Annotated in this window: 14 protein-coding genes; 3 read left to right on the top strand and 11 right to left on the bottom strand. The window is 64.7% G+C overall.

Going from position 1 to position 18625, the window contains the following annotated elements:
- Nucleotides 1-85: 85 nt before the first annotated feature.
- Nucleotides 86-1477, bottom strand: a complete 1392-nt coding sequence (locus tag AB3147_RS07750; protein WP_367351683.1) for an L-serine ammonia-lyase — start codon at nt 1475-1477, stop codon at nt 86-88.
- A gap of 175 nt (nt 1478-1652) precedes the next feature.
- Between AB3147_RS07750 and AB3147_RS07745 the strand changes: the two genes are divergently transcribed.
- Complete coding sequence (locus AB3147_RS07745; protein ID WP_175124680.1) at nt 1653-3314, top strand: Na/Pi cotransporter family protein; 1662 nt, start codon at nt 1653-1655, stop codon at nt 3312-3314.
- Nucleotides 3315-3499: 185 nt separating this feature from the next.
- Here the strand turns inward: AB3147_RS07745 and AB3147_RS07740 are convergent, their stop codons facing one another.
- The 3 genes from AB3147_RS07740 to polA form a co-directional block, all read right to left on the bottom strand.
- Entirely contained in the window at nt 3500-4288 is a 789-nt protein-coding gene (locus AB3147_RS07740) for a dienelactone hydrolase family protein (protein ID WP_175124681.1), read from the bottom strand.
- Between the two features lie 57 nt (nt 4289-4345).
- Nucleotides 4346-5182: a ZIP family metal transporter gene (locus tag AB3147_RS07735; RefSeq protein ID WP_175124682.1), complete on the bottom strand. Its 837-nt coding sequence runs from the start codon at nt 5180-5182 to the stop codon at nt 4346-4348.
- A 103-nt stretch (nt 5183-5285) separates the two neighbouring features.
- Nucleotides 5286-8003 (bottom strand): DNA polymerase I, encoded by a 2718-nt coding sequence (polA, locus tag AB3147_RS07730; protein WP_367351682.1) that lies wholly within the window; start codon nt 8001-8003, stop codon nt 5286-5288.
- A gap of 52 nt (nt 8004-8055) precedes the next feature.
- Here polA and AB3147_RS07725 point away from each other — a divergent pair, with 52 nt between their 5' ends.
- Nucleotides 8056-8682, top strand: a complete 627-nt coding sequence (locus tag AB3147_RS07725; RefSeq protein ID WP_175137516.1) for an LOG family protein — start codon at nt 8056-8058, stop codon at nt 8680-8682.
- A gap of 75 nt (nt 8683-8757) precedes the next feature.
- On the opposite strand, the gene AB3147_RS07720 is transcribed toward AB3147_RS07725, so the two are convergent.
- Entirely contained in the window at nt 8758-9621 is an 864-nt protein-coding gene (locus tag AB3147_RS07720; RefSeq protein WP_175137495.1) for a LysR family transcriptional regulator, read from the bottom strand.
- A 106-nt stretch (nt 9622-9727) separates the two neighbouring features.
- Between AB3147_RS07720 and AB3147_RS07715 the strand changes: the two genes are divergently transcribed.
- A complete protein-coding gene (locus AB3147_RS07715) occupies nt 9728-10126 on the top strand; it encodes a tautomerase family protein (protein ID WP_367351681.1) in 399 nt (132 codons plus the stop codon).
- A gap of 100 nt (nt 10127-10226) precedes the next feature.
- Here the strand turns inward: AB3147_RS07715 and typA are convergent, their stop codons facing one another.
- The 6 genes from typA to rimP all read right to left on the bottom strand — a co-directional run bounded on the left by typA (nt 10227) and on the right by rimP (nt 18393).
- A complete protein-coding gene (typA, locus tag AB3147_RS07710) occupies nt 10227-12050 on the bottom strand; it encodes a translational GTPase TypA (protein ID WP_175124686.1) in 1824 nt (607 codons plus the stop codon).
- A complete protein-coding gene (gene truB / locus AB3147_RS07705) occupies nt 12047-12799 on the bottom strand; it encodes a tRNA pseudouridine(55) synthase TruB (protein ID WP_175124687.1) in 753 nt (250 codons plus the stop codon). Before truB ends, typA begins: the two co-directional genes overlap by 4 nt.
- A gap of 41 nt (nt 12800-12840) precedes the next feature.
- A complete protein-coding gene (rbfA, locus tag AB3147_RS07700; RefSeq protein WP_175124688.1) occupies nt 12841-13242 on the bottom strand; it encodes a 30S ribosome-binding factor RbfA in 402 nt (133 codons plus the stop codon).
- Between the two features lie 21 nt (nt 13243-13263).
- Nucleotides 13264-16320 carry a translation initiation factor IF-2 gene (infB, locus tag AB3147_RS07695; RefSeq protein WP_367351680.1) on the bottom strand — a complete coding sequence of 1019 codons (3057 nt, stop codon included), beginning with the start codon at nt 16318-16320 and terminating at the stop codon, nt 13264-13266.
- Nucleotides 16321-16417: 97 nt separating this feature from the next.
- Nucleotides 16418-17896 (bottom strand): transcription termination factor NusA, encoded by a 1479-nt coding sequence (nusA, locus tag AB3147_RS07690; protein WP_056322387.1) that lies wholly within the window; start codon nt 17894-17896, stop codon nt 16418-16420.
- Nucleotides 17893-18393: a ribosome maturation factor RimP gene (gene rimP, locus AB3147_RS07685; protein WP_367351679.1), complete on the bottom strand. Its 501-nt coding sequence runs from the start codon at nt 18391-18393 to the stop codon at nt 17893-17895. Before rimP ends, nusA begins: the two co-directional genes overlap by 4 nt.
- Nucleotides 18394-18625: the final 232 nt, after the last annotated feature.

Below are 18625 nucleotides of genomic sequence, written 5' to 3'. Positions count from 1 at the left end.
CCGCGAAAAAGCCCGCTTCGGCGGGCTTTTTTGCGTACGTATCAAGCACAAGTGCGTGGATGGGAGGCCGCCACCCAGGCCGCGCTCAGCACTCGACGATATTCACCGCCAAGCCGCCCCGCGCCGTTTCCTTGTACTTGGTCTTCATGTCGGCGCCGGTTTCGCGCATGGTCTTGATGACCGAGTCCAGCGACACGTAGTGCTGGCCGTCGCCGCGCAGCGCCATGCGGGCGGCGTTGACGGCCTTGACCGAGGCCATGGCGTTGCGCTCGATACAGGGAATCTGCACCAGTCCGCCGACCGGGTCGCAGGTCAGGCCCAGGTTGTGCTCCATGCCGATCTCGGCCGCATTTTCAACCTGCTCCACCGACCCGCCCAGCGCCGCCGCCAATCCGCCGGCCGCCATGGAACAGGCCACGCCAACTTCGCCCTGGCAGCCCACTTCCGCGCCCGACAGCGACGCGTTGTACTTGTACAGCAGCCCGATCGCGGCGGCGGTCAGCAGGAAGTCGCGCACGCCATCGCGGTTGGCGCCAGGCACGAAGCGATCGTAATAGTGCAGCACCGCCGGGATGATGCCCGCCGCGCCGTTGGTGGGCGCGGTGACCACCCGCCCGCCCGCGGCGTTCTCTTCGTTGACGGCCATCGCGTACAGGTTCACCCAGTCCATGACGGACAGCGGGTCGGACAGCGTGCGCTCGGCGCGCTGCGTGAGATTGCGGTACAGCTCCGGGGCACGGCGGCGCACGCGCAGCGGACCGGGCAGCTCGCCGTCCGCCTCCGGATAGTTGATGCCACAGCCGCGCGCCACGCAGTCCTGCATCACCTGCCAGATCCGGTCCAGCCCGGCGTTGACCTCCGAGGCTTCGCGCCAGGTCAGCTCGTTCTGCATCATGATCTGCGCGACGGTCATGCCGTTTTCCTGGCACATGGCCAAGAGCTCGCGTCCCATGCGGAACGGGTACGGCAACTGGTCGTGCGCGGCGATGACCTGGCTGTTGGACGCGCCCGCCGTGACGACGAAGCCACCGCCCACCGACAGGTAGCGCGCCTCGCGCAGGCTCTGGCCGTCGGCGTCGAAGGCGTGGAACTTCATGCCGTTGGGGTGTTCGGCCATGGCTTCGCGGCGGTAGAACATCAGGTGTTCCTTTTCCACGAAGGGCACCGGGTACTTGCCCAGCAACGGCAGTTGGCGGCTGGCGCGTACTGAGGCGACCATGCCAGCGATGGCAGCCGGATCGACGGTGTCGGGCGCCTCGCCCATCAGGCCCAGCAGCACGCCCTTGTCGGTGCCGTGGCCCTTGCCGGTGGCGCCCAACGATCCGTACAGTTCGGCCCGCACGCTGGCGACCCGTGGAATCAGACCGTCCCGCTCCAGGCCCTGGGCGAACAGCAGCGCCGCCCGCATCGGACCCACGGTGTGGGAACTTGACGGGCCGATACCCACCTTGAACAGATCGAAAACGGAAACGGCCACGCCAAACTCCAAGACATCCACAAATGATCAGGCAATGATACGCGTAGCTCCGGGCGCACGCAGCAAAGCCCCGCCGGGCGTATCCTGTATCTTCGCGCCGGGTGTCAAAGCCCGGCGGGGCATGCGATCATTACAGAATTATTACTTGTCATAAAAAGAACGGAAAAACGCCTGGATGTCTGGACTCATTACCCTGCTTGACTTCGCCGGCTACGTGGCGCTGCTGCTTTGGGGCGTGCACATGGTGCAAACGGGCGTCCAACGCGCGTTTGGTGCGGCACTGGGCGCGGCGCTGGGGCGCGCCCTTGGCACGCGGCTGCGGGCATTCTTTGCCGGCCTGGGCATCACGGCCGCATTGCAGAGCAGCACCGCCACCGGCTTGATGATCACCGGCTTTGCCGCGGGCGGAGTCGTGGGCCTGGTGCCCGCGTTGGCGGCCATGCTGGGCGCCAACGTCGGCACCACGCTGATCGTCCAGCTGCTGTCCTTCGACCTGACCGAGCTTGCGCCGATCCTGATCCTTGCCGGCGTCTGGATGTTCCGGCGCTACCCGCCGGGCCGCACCCGCGACCTGGGCCGGGTCTTCATCGGCCTGGGCCTGTTGCTGCTGTCGCTGCACCAGCTCGTCGAACTCTTTGCCCCTTTCCAGACCGCGCCCATGCTGGGCATGGTCCTGGACGCATTGGCGACCCAGCCCGTCGCTGCGGTGCTGCTGTCCGCGGCATTCACCTGGGCGGCGCACTCCAGCGTGGCCGTGGTGGTGCTGGTGATGTCGCTGGCCAGCCACAACATGGTGGCGCCGCATGTGGCATTTGCGCTGGTGCTGGGCGCCAACCTGGGCACGGCAATCAACCCGATGATCGAAGGCGTGACCGGCGACGACCCCGCCGCCCGCCGCCTGCCGCTGGGCAATCTGCTGACACGGGTGCTGGGCGTGCTGGCCGGCCTGCTGCTGCTACCGCTCCTGCAGCCCTGGATGAGCGACCTGGCGCGCGACCCCGCTCGCGCGGTCGCCAACTTCCACACCTTGTTCAATGTGGTCATTGCCCTGGCCTTCCTGCCGCTCCTGACGCCGTACGCCGCCCTCCTCACCCGCTGGCTGCCCAAACGCGCCGACCCGAACGACCCGTCGCGGCCCCAATACCTGGACGAATGGGCGCACGACGTGCCGGCCGTGGCGCTGGGCAACGCCGCGCGCGAAGCCCTGCGGATGGCCGACATGCTGCAGACGCTGCTGCTCTACGCGCGGGCGGGCTTCAAGCGCGACAACCGCCACCGCATGGTTCAGGCGCGCCAGCTCGACGGCGCGCTGGACAAGCTGGAGAACGCCATCACGACGTATCTGGCGACGCTGGACCAGGAAAACATGACCCGCGACGACATCCAGCGGCTCGACGACATCCTGGCCTTCACCAGCAACATCGGACACGCTGGCGATATCGCTCATCACGGGCTGCTCAGCCACGTCGCCAAGTTGCGTAAGCAGGGATGGACGTTCTCGCCCGAGCAACGTGCCAGCCTGGACGACACGCTGGGCCAGCTCATCGCCAACCAGCGCACGGCCGCCGCCCTCTTCGTGAACGACGACCTGCGCCAGGCGCGTTCGCTGGCCGGCGAAAAGGCGCGTTTCCGCACGATCGAAACCCAGGCGGCCGACACGCACCTGCAGAAGATCAAGTCGGGCCAGGTCGACGCGGCGGAAGTCGGTGCGTTGTATCTGGACATCCTGCGGGATATGAAGGGCATCAACTCGCATCTGGTGGGCGCGGCGGCGTATCCGCTGCTGGCGCGTCACGGCGAGCTCTTGCCCAGCCGCCTGCGCGAAGCGGGGAATTAATAGCCCCCACGCCGCGCGCGCTTCGCACGCTTGCTGCCCCCCGAGGGGGCGGCCCCGCCTTCGGGCGGCCGGGCGACGGGGCTAGCGTCCTAGCGGCCCTGCATAAAAAAAGCCGACCCGCGGGTCGGCTTTCTTCTGCGAAGGTCACATCCGGTGGGCCCCTTTCGTGGCTAGGCTGCCCCGCCTCACAAATACCGCTTGAACCACTCCAGCATCCGCGCCCAGCCATCCTTCGCGGCCTCCGGGTGATAACTGGCGCGGTAATCCGCCAGGAACGCATGATCGGCCTCGGGATACACCACAATGTCGGACTGCTTCGCCGCAGCGTTGCCGGCGGCCAGCTTCGTCTTCATGGCTTCCACATCAGACAGCGGAATGCTGGCGTCGCGCCCGCCGTACAGGCCCAGGACGGGACCATGCAGCTCGTTTGTCACATCCAGCGCGACTCGCTTGATGAGCGGCCCGTGGCCCACGCTGAGCTTGCCGTACCAGGCCACGCCCGCCTTCACGTCGGGATTGTGCGCGGCGTACATCCACGTCAGGCGCCCGCCCCAGCAGAAACCCGTCACCGCCACCCGGCGCGGGTCCCCGCCGTTGGCGGCGGCCCAGGCGACGCTGGCGTCCAAGTCGCCAAACACCTGTTCGTCCGGGACCTTGCTGACAAGTTCGGAAATGAGCTTCGGGATGTCGGTGTAGGAGGATGCGTCGCCCTGGCGCTGATACAGATCGCAGGCGACGGCCAGATAGCCGGCCTTGGCGACCCGGCGGCAGATGTCCTTGATGTGTTCATGCACGCCAAAGATTTCCTGGATCACCAGCACGATCGGCAGATCGCGCTTGCCCTCCGGCGCCGCGTAGTAGGCATCGATGGGGCCACCCGTGACGGGTAGCTGGAAATCCCCGTGGACGAGGCCCTGCGTGTCCGTGTGGATCACGGTGGGGGCGACATTGCCTGCGGCGGTGGAAAAACTCATGGAGAACTCCTTGGTTGGGGTCGACGAAAGCCGGCCATCCCCACCGCCGTGCCAGCGCTAGTGCTGGTGGCCGTGCTCCGCATGCGGCGCGCCATGGTCATGGCCGCCATGGTCGTGCCCGTGGTGCATCAGGGTCGTCACGCTGTAGATCAGCGCCACACCCACGCCGACCAGCAGCAATTGCGGGACGGCATCGGACAGGGATACCCGCTCGTGCATCTGCGGCATCAGGTCGGCCACCGAGATGTACAGGAAGCTGCTGGCGGCAACCACCAGAATGTACGGCGTCCAGTCCTGCGCCTGCTGCAGCACGAAGTAGCCTATTATGCCGCCGACCGCTGAACACAAGCTGGTAAAGAGAATCAGCGCGAAGGCCCGGCGGCGGCGCAGGCCGGCATTGATCAGAACGACGAAGTCGCCCAGCTTGTGCGGTATCTCGTGGATGATGATCGACGCCGCGGTCAGCACCCCCAACAGCGGATCGGTGAGAAACGCCGCGGCGATCAGCACGCCATCGCACAGGTTGTGCAGCGAGCTGCCGATCAGGATGAGCATCCCGCCGCGCCCCGCCTCGTGCCGGTCGTGACCCTTGTGATGGTGATGGCCGTCGCCTTCGTGGTGATGGCTGTGGCGCAGCAGCGCAATCTTCTCCAGCACGAAGAACCCGATCAGCGACGCCAGCATCAGCCCGAAGAGCACATGCGCGTTGCCGACGCCGGTCTCGAACGCTTCGGGCAGCAGGTGCAGCAGCGCGACCGACAGCAGCACGCCCACCGACAGGCTCACCATGTGATGCAGGTATTTGGCAAAGACCTTGTACGCGAGCCAGCTCGCGATGAGGACAGCAATAAGGCCGCCGGTAATGGTGGCGAGCAAAACCCAGAGCAGCAGCATGGAGGGGGGAAAAGATCAGGCGGGGGGAAGCGCAACATTATATTGTTGCAATCCAAAAACCGGAAATGGGCCGTCCGAAGACGGCCCGGGGCGCTCTGTCCCTTTAGTGCGCCTGTTCCCAGTTCTTGCCCATGCCCACTTCCGCGACCAGCGGCACCCGCAGCGTCGCCACGTTGCACATCAGGCGCGGCAGCGCCTCCTTGACCAGTTCCAGCTCCTCGTCCGGCGCTTCCATCACCAGTTCGTCGTGCACCTGCATGATCATGCGCGTCTGCAGCTTCTCGGTGTCGAGCCAGTCCTGCACCGCCACCATGGCCATCTTGATGAGGTCGGCCGCGGTGCCCTGCATGGGCGCATTGATGGCCGCCCGCTCGGCGCCCTGCCTGCGCGGCCCCGAGGCGCCGCGGATTTCCGGCAACTGCAGCCGCCGTCCAAAGACGGTTTCCACGTAGCCCTGCTCGCGCGCCAGGCGCCGCGTGTCGTCCATGTACATGGCCACGCCGGGATAGCGCGCAAAGTAGCGGTCGATGTAAGCCTGCGCGGCGTCGCGCGTGATGCCCAGGTTGGACGCCAGGCCGAACACGCCCATGCCGTAGATCAGGCCGAAGTTGATGGCTTTGGCGGCACGGCGCTGATCGGTGGTCACGGCGTCCAGCGGCACGCCGAACACTTCGGATGCGGTGGCGCGATGGATGTCTTCACCCGCCGCGAAGGCGCTTTGCAGATTCGCGTCGTCCGAGACGTGCGCCATGATGCGCAACTCGATCTGCGAATAGTCTGCGGACAACAGCAGGCCGCGCTCGGCAATGAACGCCTCGCGCACCCGACGCCCGGCCTCGGTGCGGACCGGAATGTTCTGCAGGTTGGGATCCGACGACGCCAGACGCCCGGTGATGACGGCGGCCTGCGAATAGTGCGTATGCACCCGTCCGGTCGCCGGGTTGATCATGCGCGGCAGCTTGTCCGTGTAGGTGGACTTCAGCTTGGACAGCCCGCGGTAGTCCAGCAGCACCTGCGGCAGCGGATAGTCCAGCGCCAGCTTGCTCAGCACTTCCTCGTCCGTGGACGGCGCGCCGCTCGCGGTCTTGCGCACCACCGGCAGCTGCATGCGGCCGAAGAGGATCTCGCCAAGCTGCTTGGGGGAATTCAGGTTGAACGGCTGGCCGGCGAGTTCATAGGCCTTTTGCTCGAGCTGCAGCATCTCCTGGCCCAGCTTGTTGCTCTGGCGGCCCAGTTCGGCGGCATCGACCTTCACGCCGTTGCGTTCGATGGTGGTCAGCACGCCGGACACCTGCATTTCCAGGCGATAGATGCGTTCCAGCCCTTCGTCGGCAGCGACCATCGGACGCAGCACCTGATGCAGTTGCAGCGTGAAATCGGCGTCTTCGGCCGCGTAATGCCCGGCCTTGTCCACCGCCACTTCGTCAAACCCGATCTGCTTGGCGCCCTTGCCGCAGAGGTCCTCGTAGGACACGCCGCTGCGTCCCAGATAACGCTGCGCCAGATCGTTCAGGCCCACGCCGCGATGCGATTCCAGCACGTAGGCCTGCAGCATCGTGTCTTCGGCGGCGCCGGCCAAACGGATGCCTTCGTTGGCGAACACGTGCGTGTCGTACTTGGCGTGGTGCAGCAGCTTGGCCCGCGCCGCGTCTTCCAGCCAGGGCTTCAAACGGGCCAGCACTTCATCCTTGGGCAACTGGACCGCACCGTCGGGCCCCCGGTGCGCGACCGGGATGTAGCAGGCCACGCCGGGCGCCACCGACATCGACAAGCCCACCAGCCGGGCCTGCATCTCGTCCAGCGACGTCGTCTCGGTGTCCAGCGCAACCAGCGATGCCTGCTGCATCAGTTCCATCCAGGCGTCGAACGCCGCCCAGTCGGAAATGATGCGGTAATCCAGCGTGGCGGGCGCGGCGGGCGCCTCGTGCGCGACGCGCGCATCGCCCGCGGGCACGCGCTCGACGTCACCGGTCAGGTCGCGCAGCCACGTGCGGAAGCCGTAACGTTCGTACAGCTCGGTCAGCGTGGCGTCGTCGCGCGGGCGCGGCGTCAGGTCGTCCACGCTGTCGATGTGGCCGGTCAGATCGCAATCACACTTGACCGTGAGCAGTTGGCGCGTCAACGGGAAATTGGGGATGGCTTCGCGCAGGTTGTTGCCGGCCACGCCCTTGATGCCATCAGCGCCTTCGATCAGCTTGTCAATCGAGCCAAATTCCGTAATCCATTTGGCGGCCGTCTTGGGCCCGACCTTGGTGACGCCCGGGACGTTGTCGACCGTGTCGCCCACCAGCATCAGGTAGTCGACGATACGCTCGGGAGGCACGCCAAACTTGTTCACGACGCCGGCTTCGTCCAGGACCTCGCCGCTCATGGTGTTGACGAGCGTGACGTGGCTGTTGACCAGTTGCGCCAGGTCCTTGTCGCCCGTAGAGACGATGGTGTGAACGTCATGCTGCGCGGCACGATGTGCCAACGTGCCAATGACGTCATCCGCCTCGACGCCTTCGATCGCCAGCACAGGCCAACCCAAAGCGCGCACCGCGCGGTGGATGGGATCGATTTGTGCTGCTAGGTCCTCAGGCATAGGGGGACGGTGCGACTTGTATTCCGGATACAGATCGTCCCGAAACGTCTTGCCGCGAGCATCGAAGATACATGCGGCATACTCTGCCTTATGGTCAGATACAAGCTTGCGCAGCATATTGACCACGCCGTAAAGCGCACCTGTCGGTTCGCCTTGCGCGTTGCGCAAATCGGGCATAGCGTGGAAAGCGCGGTATAAGTAACTTGAACCGTCGACCAGTAATAGCGTTTTTTTCATGGTTACAAAGGCAGATATGGATACACCCGCCGGCAAACAAATTCCGCTGATTATGTCAGAGATAAGGACGGCGGCAGACAAGCTCGCTCACATCGGGCCCGCAGTCAGCGTTTTCGGTAGCGCACGAGTCAGCCGTAATTCCCCGTACTATGAAACCACCATCGCGATCTCCGCGGCGCTGGCAGAAGCTGGCTTCGCAGTCATCGCGGGCGGCGGCCCCGGCATTATGGAAGCCGCCAACAAAGGTGCATTTGAAGCAGGAGGCACGAGCATCGGGTTGAACATCAGCCTGCCGCACGAAGCCCACAACAACGAATTCCAGACCATCAGCCTGTCCTTCGAGTACTTCTTTCCTCGCAAGGCAGCGTTCTTCATGCACAGCTTCGCCTACGTGGCGATGCCCGGCGGCTTTGGCACGCTGGACGAGCTCTTCGAAGCGTTGACGCTCATCCAGACGGGCAAGGTGCCGCCGGCGCCGATCGTGCTGGTCGGCAGCGAGTACTGGTCGGGACTGGCCGAATGGCTGGGCGACCAGGTGCTCGGCAACGGCATGATCGCCGCCCACGACCTGGATCTTTTCATCATCGAAGACGACCCCGTCAAGGTGGTGCGAAAGGTCGTGGAATTCCACGAACGGGTGATGTCCGCCGAACAGTACGCCCCTTCCCTGCCCGCCTGACACGGCACCCGTGCTGCGGACAGGGCGTCGCCCGCGCTTGTCCGCACGCACCGCCACTTTCAGTCAAGGCGCTGCCTACGTCATCGCCTTGACGATCGCCTCGCGCGCCAGCCCCACGAACTCGCTTTCGCCGGGGCGGGCAGCGAGCAACCTGAATTCCACCGATGGCAACGCCGGCAAGCCGGGCGCCTGCAGCCGCGCCATGCCCGCACCCAGCGCCGATTCGTTCAGGCACGCAACGCCCAATCCCGCGGCGACGGCCAACTGCAGTCCCGCGACGCCGGACGCCACGTGCGATACCGCATACGGTACGCCGCGGCGCGACAACATCCGCTCAACGTATTGGCGCAGCGCGCAGGTTTCCGGCAGCGCCAGCAACGGCAAGGGTTCGGCCAGCGGCGGCGTCACGCCTTCGGCCGCCATCCAAAGCAGCGGTTCACGCCGCAGCAGCGCGCCGTCCGCCCGGCCGCGCGTCGCGCCCCGCTCCTGGATGACCATGGATATGCCGACGTCGATCTCGCCGCGCTCGTAAGCCGCTTCGATCGCGCCGCTTTTCATGATGGTGACGTGCAGCCGCACCTGCGGATACTGCTCGTTCAGGCGGCGCAGCAGACGGGCGACGTCCCCCGGCCGGAAGTAATCGGTGATGCACAGGCGCAGTTCGCCCCGAAGCGCCACGCCGCGCAGGTCGCGGTAGGCCTCGTCGCTCAGGGCCAGGATCGTGCGCGCATGCGCCAGGAGGCGCTGACCGGCCGGCGTAGCGCGCACGCCCGCCTTGCCACGCACCAGCAATGGCTGCCCCGCCCTGTCCTCCAGCTTGCGCATCTGTTCACTGACGGACGATTGCGACAGGAACACCTTGGGCGCCGCGGCCGTCAGGCTGCCCGCGTCCAACACCGCAACCAGCGTCCGAAGCTGGTCCAGGTCGAATCCGCTCATGATTTATCCACCGGCTAAGTCGATGGATGGAATCGTAATTTCCCGCTTTTCCGATGTCAACGCGCTTCCTACACTGGCCCTATACCTACCCAACCGGAGAGCCGTCATGCCTCACATCGTCATCCATCGTTCCGGCACGCCCGACGCCGCCATTGACCAACGCATCGTCGAATCCGTCGCCAGACTGACCCAGTCCGTGCTCGGCAAAAAGCTGCCCGTCATCGCCATCACGCTGCAGCACATTCCGCACGAACTCTGGTTCATCGGCGGGCGTCCTTTGTCCGAACAAGGCAAGAACGCATTCCACCTGGACATCAGCGTCACGGACGAGACCAACACCAAGGCCGAGAAGGCGCGCTTCATCAAGGACGTCTATGCCGCGTTCCAGGAGATCCTGGGCGAACTGCACGAGTGCTCGTACGTCCATGTGATCGACGCACGCGCGGCGGCCTATGGCTATGGCGGGCGAACGCAAGAGTACCGGCACCAGCACGGCGCGGTATAGCCGGCGGCCGCAGTGGTTGCAAAACAAAAAAAGCCGCGCACCCGAAGGTGCGCGGCTTTTCATTGATCCGGCGACCAGGCGGCGACTGCCGCCTTCATGCTCAGACCGCGGCTTCGCGCGCGGCGCGCTTGCGCTCGTTTTCGAGCAGGTAGCGCTTGCGCAGACGAATCGACTTCGGGGTGATTTCCACCAGTTCGTCGTCGTCGATGAATTCCACGGCGTATTCCAGCGACATCTGGATCGGCGGAACCAGGCGCACGGCTTCGTCGGTGCCCGACGCGCGCACGTTGGTCAGCTGCTTGCCCTTGATCGGGTTCACGACCAGGTCGTTGTCACGGCTGTGGATGCCGATGATCATGCCTTCGTACAGCGCATCGCCCGGGTTGACGAACATGCGGCCGCGATCCTGCAGCTTCCACAGCGCGTAGGCCACGGCGTCGCCGTTGTCCTGGCTGATCAGCACGCCGTTGCGGCGTTCGCCGATGGAGCCTTCCTTGATCGGCGCGTACTCGTGGAAGATGTGGCTCATCAGGCCCGTGCCGCGCGTCAGCGTCAGGAATTCGTTCTGGAAACCGATCAGGCCGCGGGCCGGGATCAGGTATTCCAGACGCGTACGGCCACGGCCGTCCGGCTGCATGTCCTGCAGGTCGCCCTTACGACGGCCCAGCTCTTCCATGACGCCACCCTGGTGCGCGTCTTCGACGTCAACGGTCAGCGACTCGAACGGCTCGCACTTCACGCCGTCGATTTCCTTGAACACCACGCGCGGACGCGACACGGCCAGCTCGTAGCCTTCGCGGCGCATCGTTTCCAGCAGAATGGTCAGGTGCAGTTCGCCACGGCCCGACACCTCGAAAACCGTGTCGTCGCCCGTGTCGCGCACACGCAGCGCCACGTTGGACTTCAGTTCGCGATCCAGACGGTCGCGCACCTGGCGGCTGGTCACGAACTTGCCTTCGCGGCCGGCCAGCGGCGACGTGTTCACCATGAAGTTCATGGTCAGCGTCGGTTCGTCGATGCGCAGCATCGGCAGCGGTTCCTGGTTGACCGGATCCATCACCGTGCAACCGATGCCCAGGTCTTCAATGCCGTTGATCAGCACGATGTCGCCGGCTTCGGCTTCGTCCACCACGACGCGCTCCAGGCCATGGAACTTCAGCACCTGGTTGATGCGGCCGCGGCCGCCTTGACCATCGGGACCGAACTTGTAGGCCACTTCCATGCCCGGGCGCATACGGCCACGGTTGATGCGGCCCACGCCGATCTTGCCGACGTAGCTGTTGTAGTCCAGCGAAATGATCTGCATCTGCAGCGGGCCGTTGGGATCGTCCTCGCGCTGCGGCACGTGTTGCAGGATGGCTTCGAACAAGGGACGCATGTCGCCCTCGCGCACATCCGGCGTCAGGCCGGCGTAACCGGACAGACCCGATGCGTACACGACCGGGAAGTCCAGCTGCTCGTCGGTGGCGCCCAGCTTGTCGAACAGGTCGAACGTGGCGTTGATGACGAAATCGGTGCGGGCGCCCGGACGGTCGACCTTGTTGACCACGACGATCGGCTTCAGGCCCAGGGCCAGTGCCTTGCGGGTCACAAAAATGGTCTGGGGCATCGGGCCTTCGACCGCGTCAACCAGCAGCAGCACGCCGTCGACCATGGACAGCACGCGCTCGACTTCACCGCCGAAGTCGGCGTGGCCCGGGGTGTCGACGATGTTGATGTGGGTGCCTTCGTACTCAACGGCACAGTTCTTGGCCAGAATCGTGATGCCACGTTCCTTTTCCAGGTCGTTCGAGTCCATGACCCGTTCGGTCAGCGCCTGGTTTTCGCGGAAGGTGCCGGATTGGCGCAGCAGCTGGTCGACCAGGGTGGTTTTTCCGTGGTCAACGTGGGCGATGATGGCGACGTTGCGCAAGGCGCGAGTCATAGCGAGTCCTTTAAGGTCAGGGTGGAGGGCAGCAAGCCCTCCGGCAATTCGTTCAGTGCAAGCAATGCCTGCTTGGGGTCTGGCATGGCCTGCAAGGCTTCCAGTTCAACGGCGCGTTCCAGAGAGAAGGGCCCGACGTGCGTGCGCCGCAGCGCCGTCAGGTGGGCGAAACAGCCCAGCACGCGCCCGATGTCCTGGGCCAGTGTTCGGATGTATGTGCCTTTACTGCAAGCCACATCGATCTCTGCCTGCGTCCCGGTCAGGGACAACAGCTCGATGCGGTATATCGTGATCTTGCGCGGCGCCCGCTCCAGCTCGATGCCCGCGCGGGCGTACTCGTACAGCGGCTTGCCGTCGCGCTTGAGCGCCGAGTACATCGGCGGAATCTGCTCGATGGTGCCCGAGAAACGTGACAGTGCATCGCGCAGCGCCTGTTCCTCGACAACAAAACCGGGTTCGGCAGTCGCGGTGACGTTGCCCGTCAGGTCGCCGGAATCGGTTTCCGATCCAAATTGCAGCGTAGCGCGATATGCCTTGTCGGCGTCAAGCATCGCGCCGGAAATTTTGGTGGCGCGGCCCATGCAGCACACCAGCAGGCCGGTGGCAAAAGGGTCCAGCGTGCCGGTGTGGCCGGCCTTGGCCGCGTCCATGGCGCGTTTGGCGCGCTGCAAGGCGTGATTGCTCGACAAACCCACAGGTTTATCAAGCAACAGCACACCGTCGAGCGCAAGCCCGCGTCGTTTAGCCATCGTCGAAATCCGGAAAAAATGAAGCAGTGACGACAGCCCGATCAGGACTTGTCTTCAGGCTCGTCGGGTACGCCCGAGTGCGGGCCAGGGCGGTTTGCGCGGTCGATGAGGATCGACATTTCGATGCCACGGGCGACTTGCTCGTCGTGGAAGAAGCGCAAAGTGGGGACGGTGTGGATGTGCAGAAGCTTGTAGAGCTGCGAATGCAGCCAGCCGGCCTTCTCGTTCAGCAAGGTGGTGGCGGCTTCGGGCTCGGCGCCCAAAACCGTGAACCACACCTTGGCATGCGCGTAGTCGGTCGACAGTTCCACACCCGAAATCGTGATCAGTCCAGCGCGTTTCGTGTCGATTTCGCGCTGGATGATCCCGGCCAGATCCTTCTGGATCTGGTCGGCCAGCCGCAGATTGCGGCCGGGAATGGCTTTGGACTTGTGACGGCTCATTAACAATGCCTGGCGCCTGCTTTACAGCGTGCGCGCAATTTCCTTGATTTCAAAGACTTCCAGCTGGTCGCCCACCTGGATGTCATTGTTGCCGCGCAGCGTCAGACCGCAATCGAAGCCCGACTTGACTTCCTTGACGTCGTCCTTGAAGCGGCGCAGCGACTCGAGGTGCCCCGTCCAGTGAACCACGTTGTTGCGCAGCAGGCGGACCTGGGAATCGCGGCGCACGATGCCGTCGAGCACCATACAACCGGCGATGTTGCCGAGGCGGGAGATGCTGTACACCTCGCGGATCTCGACCAGGCCGATGATTTCTTCCTTCTTCTCGGGCGCCAGCATGCCTGACATGGCGGCCTTAACCTCATCCACGGCGTCGTAGATGATGTTGTAGTAGCGCACGTCGATGCCGTTGTTCTCGGCAAGCTTCTTGGCGCTGGCGTCGGCGCGCACGTTGAAGCCGATGACGACGGCGTGCGAGGCGATGGCCAGGTTGATGTCGGTTTCCGAGATGCCGCCAACCGCGGCGTGCACGACCTGCACACGCACTTCGTCGGTGGACAGCTTGACCAGCGACTGCACCAGGGCTTCCTGCGAACCCTGCACGTCGGTCTTGACGATAAGGGTAAGGGTCTGGGTGCCTTCGCCGAGATTGTCGAACATCGATTCGAGCTTGGCAGCCTGTTGGCGGGCCAGCTTGACGTCGCGGAACTTGCCTTGGCGGAACAGCGCGATTTCGCGCGCCTTGCGCTCGTCGGACAGTGCCATCAGTTCGTCACCGGCGGCAGGCACTTCAGTCAGGCCCTGGATCTCAACGGGGATCGAGGGACCGGCCGTCTGGATCGGCTTGCCGTTTTCGTCGAGCATGGCGCGCACACGGCCAAAGCTTGCGCCGGCCAGCACGACGTCGCCGCGCTTGAGCGTGCCGCTTTGCACGAGGATCGTCGCGACCGGGCCGCGGCCCTTGTCCAGACGGGCTTCGATGACCAGACCCTTGGCGGGTGCGTCTTCGGGCGCCTTCAGTTCCAGCACTTCGGCTTGCAGCAGCACGTTTTCAAGGAGGTCGTCGATGCCCTGGCCGGTCTTGGCGGACACACCCACGAACGGCACGTCGCCGCCGTATTCTTCCGGCACGACCTGTTCGGCAACCAGTTCCTGCTTGACGCGTTCCGGGTTGGCGGCGGGCTTGTCGATCTTGGTCACGGCCACCACGATGGGCACGCCTGCGGCCTTGGCATGGTGGATGGCTTCACGCGTCTGCGGCATCACGCCGTCGTCGGCGGCAACCACCAGAATCACGATGTCGGTCGCCTTGGCGCCGCGGGCACGCATGGCGGTAAACGCCTCGTGGCCCGGGGTGTCAAGGAAGGTCACCATGCCGCGCTCGGTGCGGACGTGGTAGGCGCCGATGTGCTGCGTAATGCCGCCGGCTTCGCCCGCGGCAACCTTGGCGCGACGGATGTAGTCCAGCAGCGAGGTCTTGCCGTGGTCGACGTGGCCCATGACGGTCACGACCGGCGCGCGCGGCAGTTGCTCGGCTTCGGATTGGGTGGCGGATTCGTCCAGGAAGGCTTCCGGGTCGTCCAGCTTGGCGGCGATGGCCACGTGGCCCAGTTCCTCGACCACGATCATGGCCGTTTCCTGATCCAGCACCTGGTTGATGGTGACCATCTGGCCCAGCTTCATCAATTGCTTGATGACTTCGGCGGCCTTGACGGACATCTTGTGAGCCAGGTCGGCCACGCTGATGGTTTCCGGCACGTGGACTTCACGTGCGATGAATTCCTGCGGCGCCGGCTCGTTGCGGCGGTCGTTCTGCTGGTTACGGCCACCACGGCCGCCCGACTTGCCACCGCCCTTGCCACCCGCACGCCAGCCGTCACGGCTGGCCGGGGCTGCCGGCTTGTCGGCCGGCTTCTTGCGCGACGAATCATCGGACCAGGTCGAAGCGACTTCGGCGGTCTTGATGGTTTTCTTGGCGCCAGGGGCAGCCGGCTTGGCGTCCTTCTTGGCCGCGGGTGCGGCGCCGGGCTTGCCGGCCGGCTTGTGCAGCGTGCCGGAGATCGGCGCGGCGGCAGGCGCCTCGGGCTCAGGCGCGCGCAGCACCTTGCGGGGACGGTTCAGCATTTCGCGCAGCGCGGCGGCCTCGGCCTCGGCGGCGCGGCGGGCTTCGTCGCGGCCTGCGGTCGTGGCGGAAGCGGCCAGCGGCGGCGCGGCACGGCGGTTGTCGACGCGACCACCCACCTTGGGCGCAGCGGCGGGCGCGGCGGCGGCGGGCTTCACGGATTCGGGTTTCGCGGCAGGCTGCGCCTGGGCGACAGGCGCGGCGGCCTGGGAGGAAGATGTTTCGGACTTATTGGCTAGCACAGCAGGTTCCGGCTTGGCTTCTTCAGCCAGAGGCTCGGTGGTTTCAGTCTTGATTTCGGGCTTGGCCTCTTCGGCCACGGGCTCGGCAGGAGCAGGCGCCGTCGTCGGTTCGGGTTCAGGCTGAGCCTGGACTTCAGGCGCTTGGGCCTCGACGGGGGCGGGCGCTTCGGCCGCGACGGATTCGGTTGCCGCGGGCGCTTCTGCCGGGGCGGCGGCTTCGGCTGCGACGGGCTCCTGCTGCGGCGCTTCGGCCTGGGCGGGAGCTTCGGCCTCTACAGGCGCCGTTTCGCGAGCTTCTGCGGCGACAGGCGCCGCGGGAGCTGCGGGTGCAGCCGGTGCGGAAACCTGCGGAGCGGCGTCTGCCGCGACTTCTTCTTCGGGACGGGCCGAGGCGGCCTGTTCGGCGGCGAGTTCGGACGGGTCGCGCTTGACGAAGACGCGCTTCTTGCGCACTTCGACCTGGATCGTGCGCGAACGCCCGGTGGCGTCGGCTTGCCGGATCTCGGAAGTCTGGCGGCGCGTCAGCGTGATCTTCTTGCCTTCGGTTGCGCCGTGTGCGCGACGCAGCGATTCGAGCAATTTCGCCTTGTCGCTGTCGGTGACGGAGTCGTCGACCGATTTGAGGTCAACGCCAGCCGAACGCAGCTGATCCAGCAGCACGTTGGCAGGCATTTTCAGCTCGGTAGCGAACTGGGCGACGGTATTACTCGACATTAGGCTCTCTCTTCCCTATAGGCAGCTATTACAAACAACGTGAACTTGCGGTGGATGAAGCGGCTGCAGCGCCCACCGCAGACCCGTGTCCTTTTGGTTATTCTTCGTCGAACCAATGGGCGCGGGCACGCATGATGAGATCGCTGGCTTCCTGTTCGGTCAGACCGGCGATTTCCGCCAGTTCGTCCGTTGCCAATTCGGCCAGATCATCACGCGTATGCACTTGACGCTCGGCCAGCTTGGCGGCCAGTTCCGGCGTCATGCCTTCGAGTTCAAGCAAATCCTGTGCGGTCTCAAGGCGCTCTTCCTGGGCGATTGCCTCGGTCAGCAGCGCATTGCGGGCACGGGCGCGCAACTCGTTGATGGTGTCTTCGTCAAACGCCTCGATTTCCAGCAGTTCCTGCATGGGAACGTAGGCGATTTCCTCGATACCGGTAAATCCTTCGTCGATCAGGATGTCAGCGACTTCCTCGTCGACGTCCAGCTTGCTCATGAACGTGGTGCGCAGACCCGAACGCTCGACTTCCTGGCGGTTCAGGCTTTCTTCCGGCGTCATGATGTTGATCTGCCAGCCGGTCAGTTCGGACGCCAGGCGCACGTTCTGGCCCTTGGCGCCGATGGCCTTCGGCAGGTTTTCCTCGTCCACCACGACGTCCATCGCATGCTTGTCTTCATCGACAACGATGGATTCGACGTTGGCCGGCGCCAGCGCGCCGATGACGAACTGCGCGGGGTCTTCGGACCACAGCACGATGTCGACCTGCTCGCCGCCGAGTTCGTTGCGCACGGCGGTCACGCGCGAACCGCGCATGCCCACACACGTCCCGATGGGATCGATACGCTTATCGTATGCCACGACGGCGATCTTCGCACGCACGCCGGCATCGCGGGCGGCAGCCTTGATCTCGAGCAGACCCTGCTCGATTTCGGGCACTTCATTCTCGAACAGCTGGCGGATGAACTCGGGCGACGTGCGCGACAGGATCACTTGCTGGCCACGCGCGGCGTGGTCAACACGCAACACGAAGGCACGGACGCGGTCGGCAACCCGGAGGTTTTCCTTGGGGATCATTTCGGAGCGCGGCAGGCGCGCTTCGATCTTGCCGGTTTCGACGATGGCGTCGCCCTTGTCCATGCGCTTGATCGTTCCGGACACGATGGTTTCACCACGGTCCAGGAAGTCGTTCAGCACCTGTTCGCGTTCGGCGTCGCGGATCTTTTGCAGGATGGCCTGCTTGGCCGCCTGGGCGCCGATACGGCCGAACTCGATGGGTTCGAGGGGCTCTTCGATGTACTCGCCTTCCTTGATGCCGGGGACGATTTCCTCGGCATCCGACAGCATTTCCTGCTTGTCGGGTTCTTGCAGACCGGCCTCGTCGGGCACGACCAGCCAGCGGCGGAAGCCTTCGTGGTCTCCCGTTTCCCTATCGATGGAAACACGAATGTCCGCATCATCCTTGAAGCGCTTTTTCATGGCCGAGGCCAGCGCACTTTCGAGAGCGCCGAACACGACGTCACGCGTGACGTTTTTTTCACGCGCCAAGGCATCGACCAACAGAAGAATTTCGCGACTCATCGCTTTTTGCCCTTGAAATCCAGAACGGGATCCAGTTTTGCACGCTCGATATCTTCGACCGTGAAATTCAACACCTGGACTTCGTTCTTTTTTGCCTCAAATTCGAGACCGAACACGGTCTTGTGCATCCCAGCAGCTGCGTCGGCTGCGCCCTCGTCTTCCGGCACGGTCAACGTGCCCGAGAAAACCTTGCGGCCGTCCAATGCCTCACGCAGCTTGATTTCGATGCGCTCGCCTGCGAAACGGCGGAACTCGGCCTGGGTGCGCAGCGGGCGGTCAACACCCGGCGAACCCACTTCGAGGCGCTTGTAGTCGATGTCCTCGACCTCATAGACCCGCGACAATTGGCGGGACACCTGCTCGCAGTCTTCGATGCGCACACCGCCGACCCGATCGATCGTGACGCGCAAAAGGCCCAGGGCGGCACGTTCCACGTCGACAAGTTCGACGTCCATGCCGGCCAGAGCCTCTTCGGTCAATGCGAATAAATCAGCCATATACTCAAAAAAAATGGGCTGTACGCCCAGCCCACCGATATTGCACAGAGCCCAGCCGCTTCCCTACTACACGTAAGGAGCAATGCTGGGCAGTGCCCTATATTGCGACCTAATTTTTGGCTTGCGCCGCCCTGATTCCCGACCCGGTGCCGAACCCGGCTTTCGCCGGACTTGGCTGGGTACTCAGGCGCCTGTGCGCCTTCCGCGAATTAGCGGCACGCGCCAAGGAGAT

The organism is Achromobacter animicus, assembly GCF_040775605.1.
Classification (GTDB): Bacteria; Pseudomonadota; Gammaproteobacteria; order Burkholderiales; family Burkholderiaceae_B; genus Achromobacter; species Achromobacter animicus.
This window is presented reverse-complemented; position numbering and strand designations above follow the sequence as displayed.

What these genes read in the sequence shown, in the direction of transcription:
- AB3147_RS07745 (WP_175124680.1), top strand. Translation starts at nt 1,653, where the DNA reads ATGTCTGGACTCATTACCCTGCTTGACTTCGCCGGCTACGTGGCGCTG.
- AB3147_RS07740 (WP_175124681.1), bottom strand. Translation starts at nt 4,288, where the DNA reads ATGAGTTTTTCCACCGCCGCAGGCAATGTCGCCCCCACCGTGATCCAC.
- AB3147_RS07735 (WP_175124682.1), bottom strand. Translation starts at nt 5,182, where the DNA reads ATGCTGCTGCTCTGGGTTTTGCTCGCCACCATTACCGGCGGCCTTATT.
- polA (WP_367351682.1), bottom strand. Translation starts at nt 8,003, where the DNA reads ATGAAAAAAACGCTATTACTGGTCGACGGTTCAAGTTACTTATACCGC.
- AB3147_RS07725 (WP_175137516.1), top strand. Translation starts at nt 8,056, where the DNA reads ATGTCAGAGATAAGGACGGCGGCAGACAAGCTCGCTCACATCGGGCCC.
- AB3147_RS07720 (WP_175137495.1), bottom strand. Translation starts at nt 9,621, where the DNA reads ATGAGCGGATTCGACCTGGACCAGCTTCGGACGCTGGTTGCGGTGTTG.
- AB3147_RS07715 (WP_367351681.1), top strand. Translation starts at nt 9,728, where the DNA reads ATGCCTCACATCGTCATCCATCGTTCCGGCACGCCCGACGCCGCCATT.
- typA (WP_175124686.1), bottom strand. Translation starts at nt 12,050, where the DNA reads ATGACTCGCGCCTTGCGCAACGTCGCCATCATCGCCCACGTTGACCAC.
- truB (WP_175124687.1), bottom strand. Translation starts at nt 12,799, where the DNA reads ATGGCTAAACGACGCGGGCTTGCGCTCGACGGTGTGCTGTTGCTTGAT.
- rbfA (WP_175124688.1), bottom strand. Translation starts at nt 13,242, where the DNA reads ATGAGCCGTCACAAGTCCAAAGCCATTCCCGGCCGCAATCTGCGGCTG.
- infB (WP_367351680.1), bottom strand. Translation starts at nt 16,320, where the DNA reads ATGTCGAGTAATACCGTCGCCCAGTTCGCTACCGAGCTGAAAATGCCT.
- nusA (WP_056322387.1), bottom strand. Translation starts at nt 17,896, where the DNA reads ATGAGTCGCGAAATTCTTCTGTTGGTCGATGCCTTGGCGCGTGAAAAA.
- rimP (WP_367351679.1), bottom strand. Translation starts at nt 18,393, where the DNA reads ATGGCTGATTTATTCGCATTGACCGAAGAGGCTCTGGCCGGCATGGAC.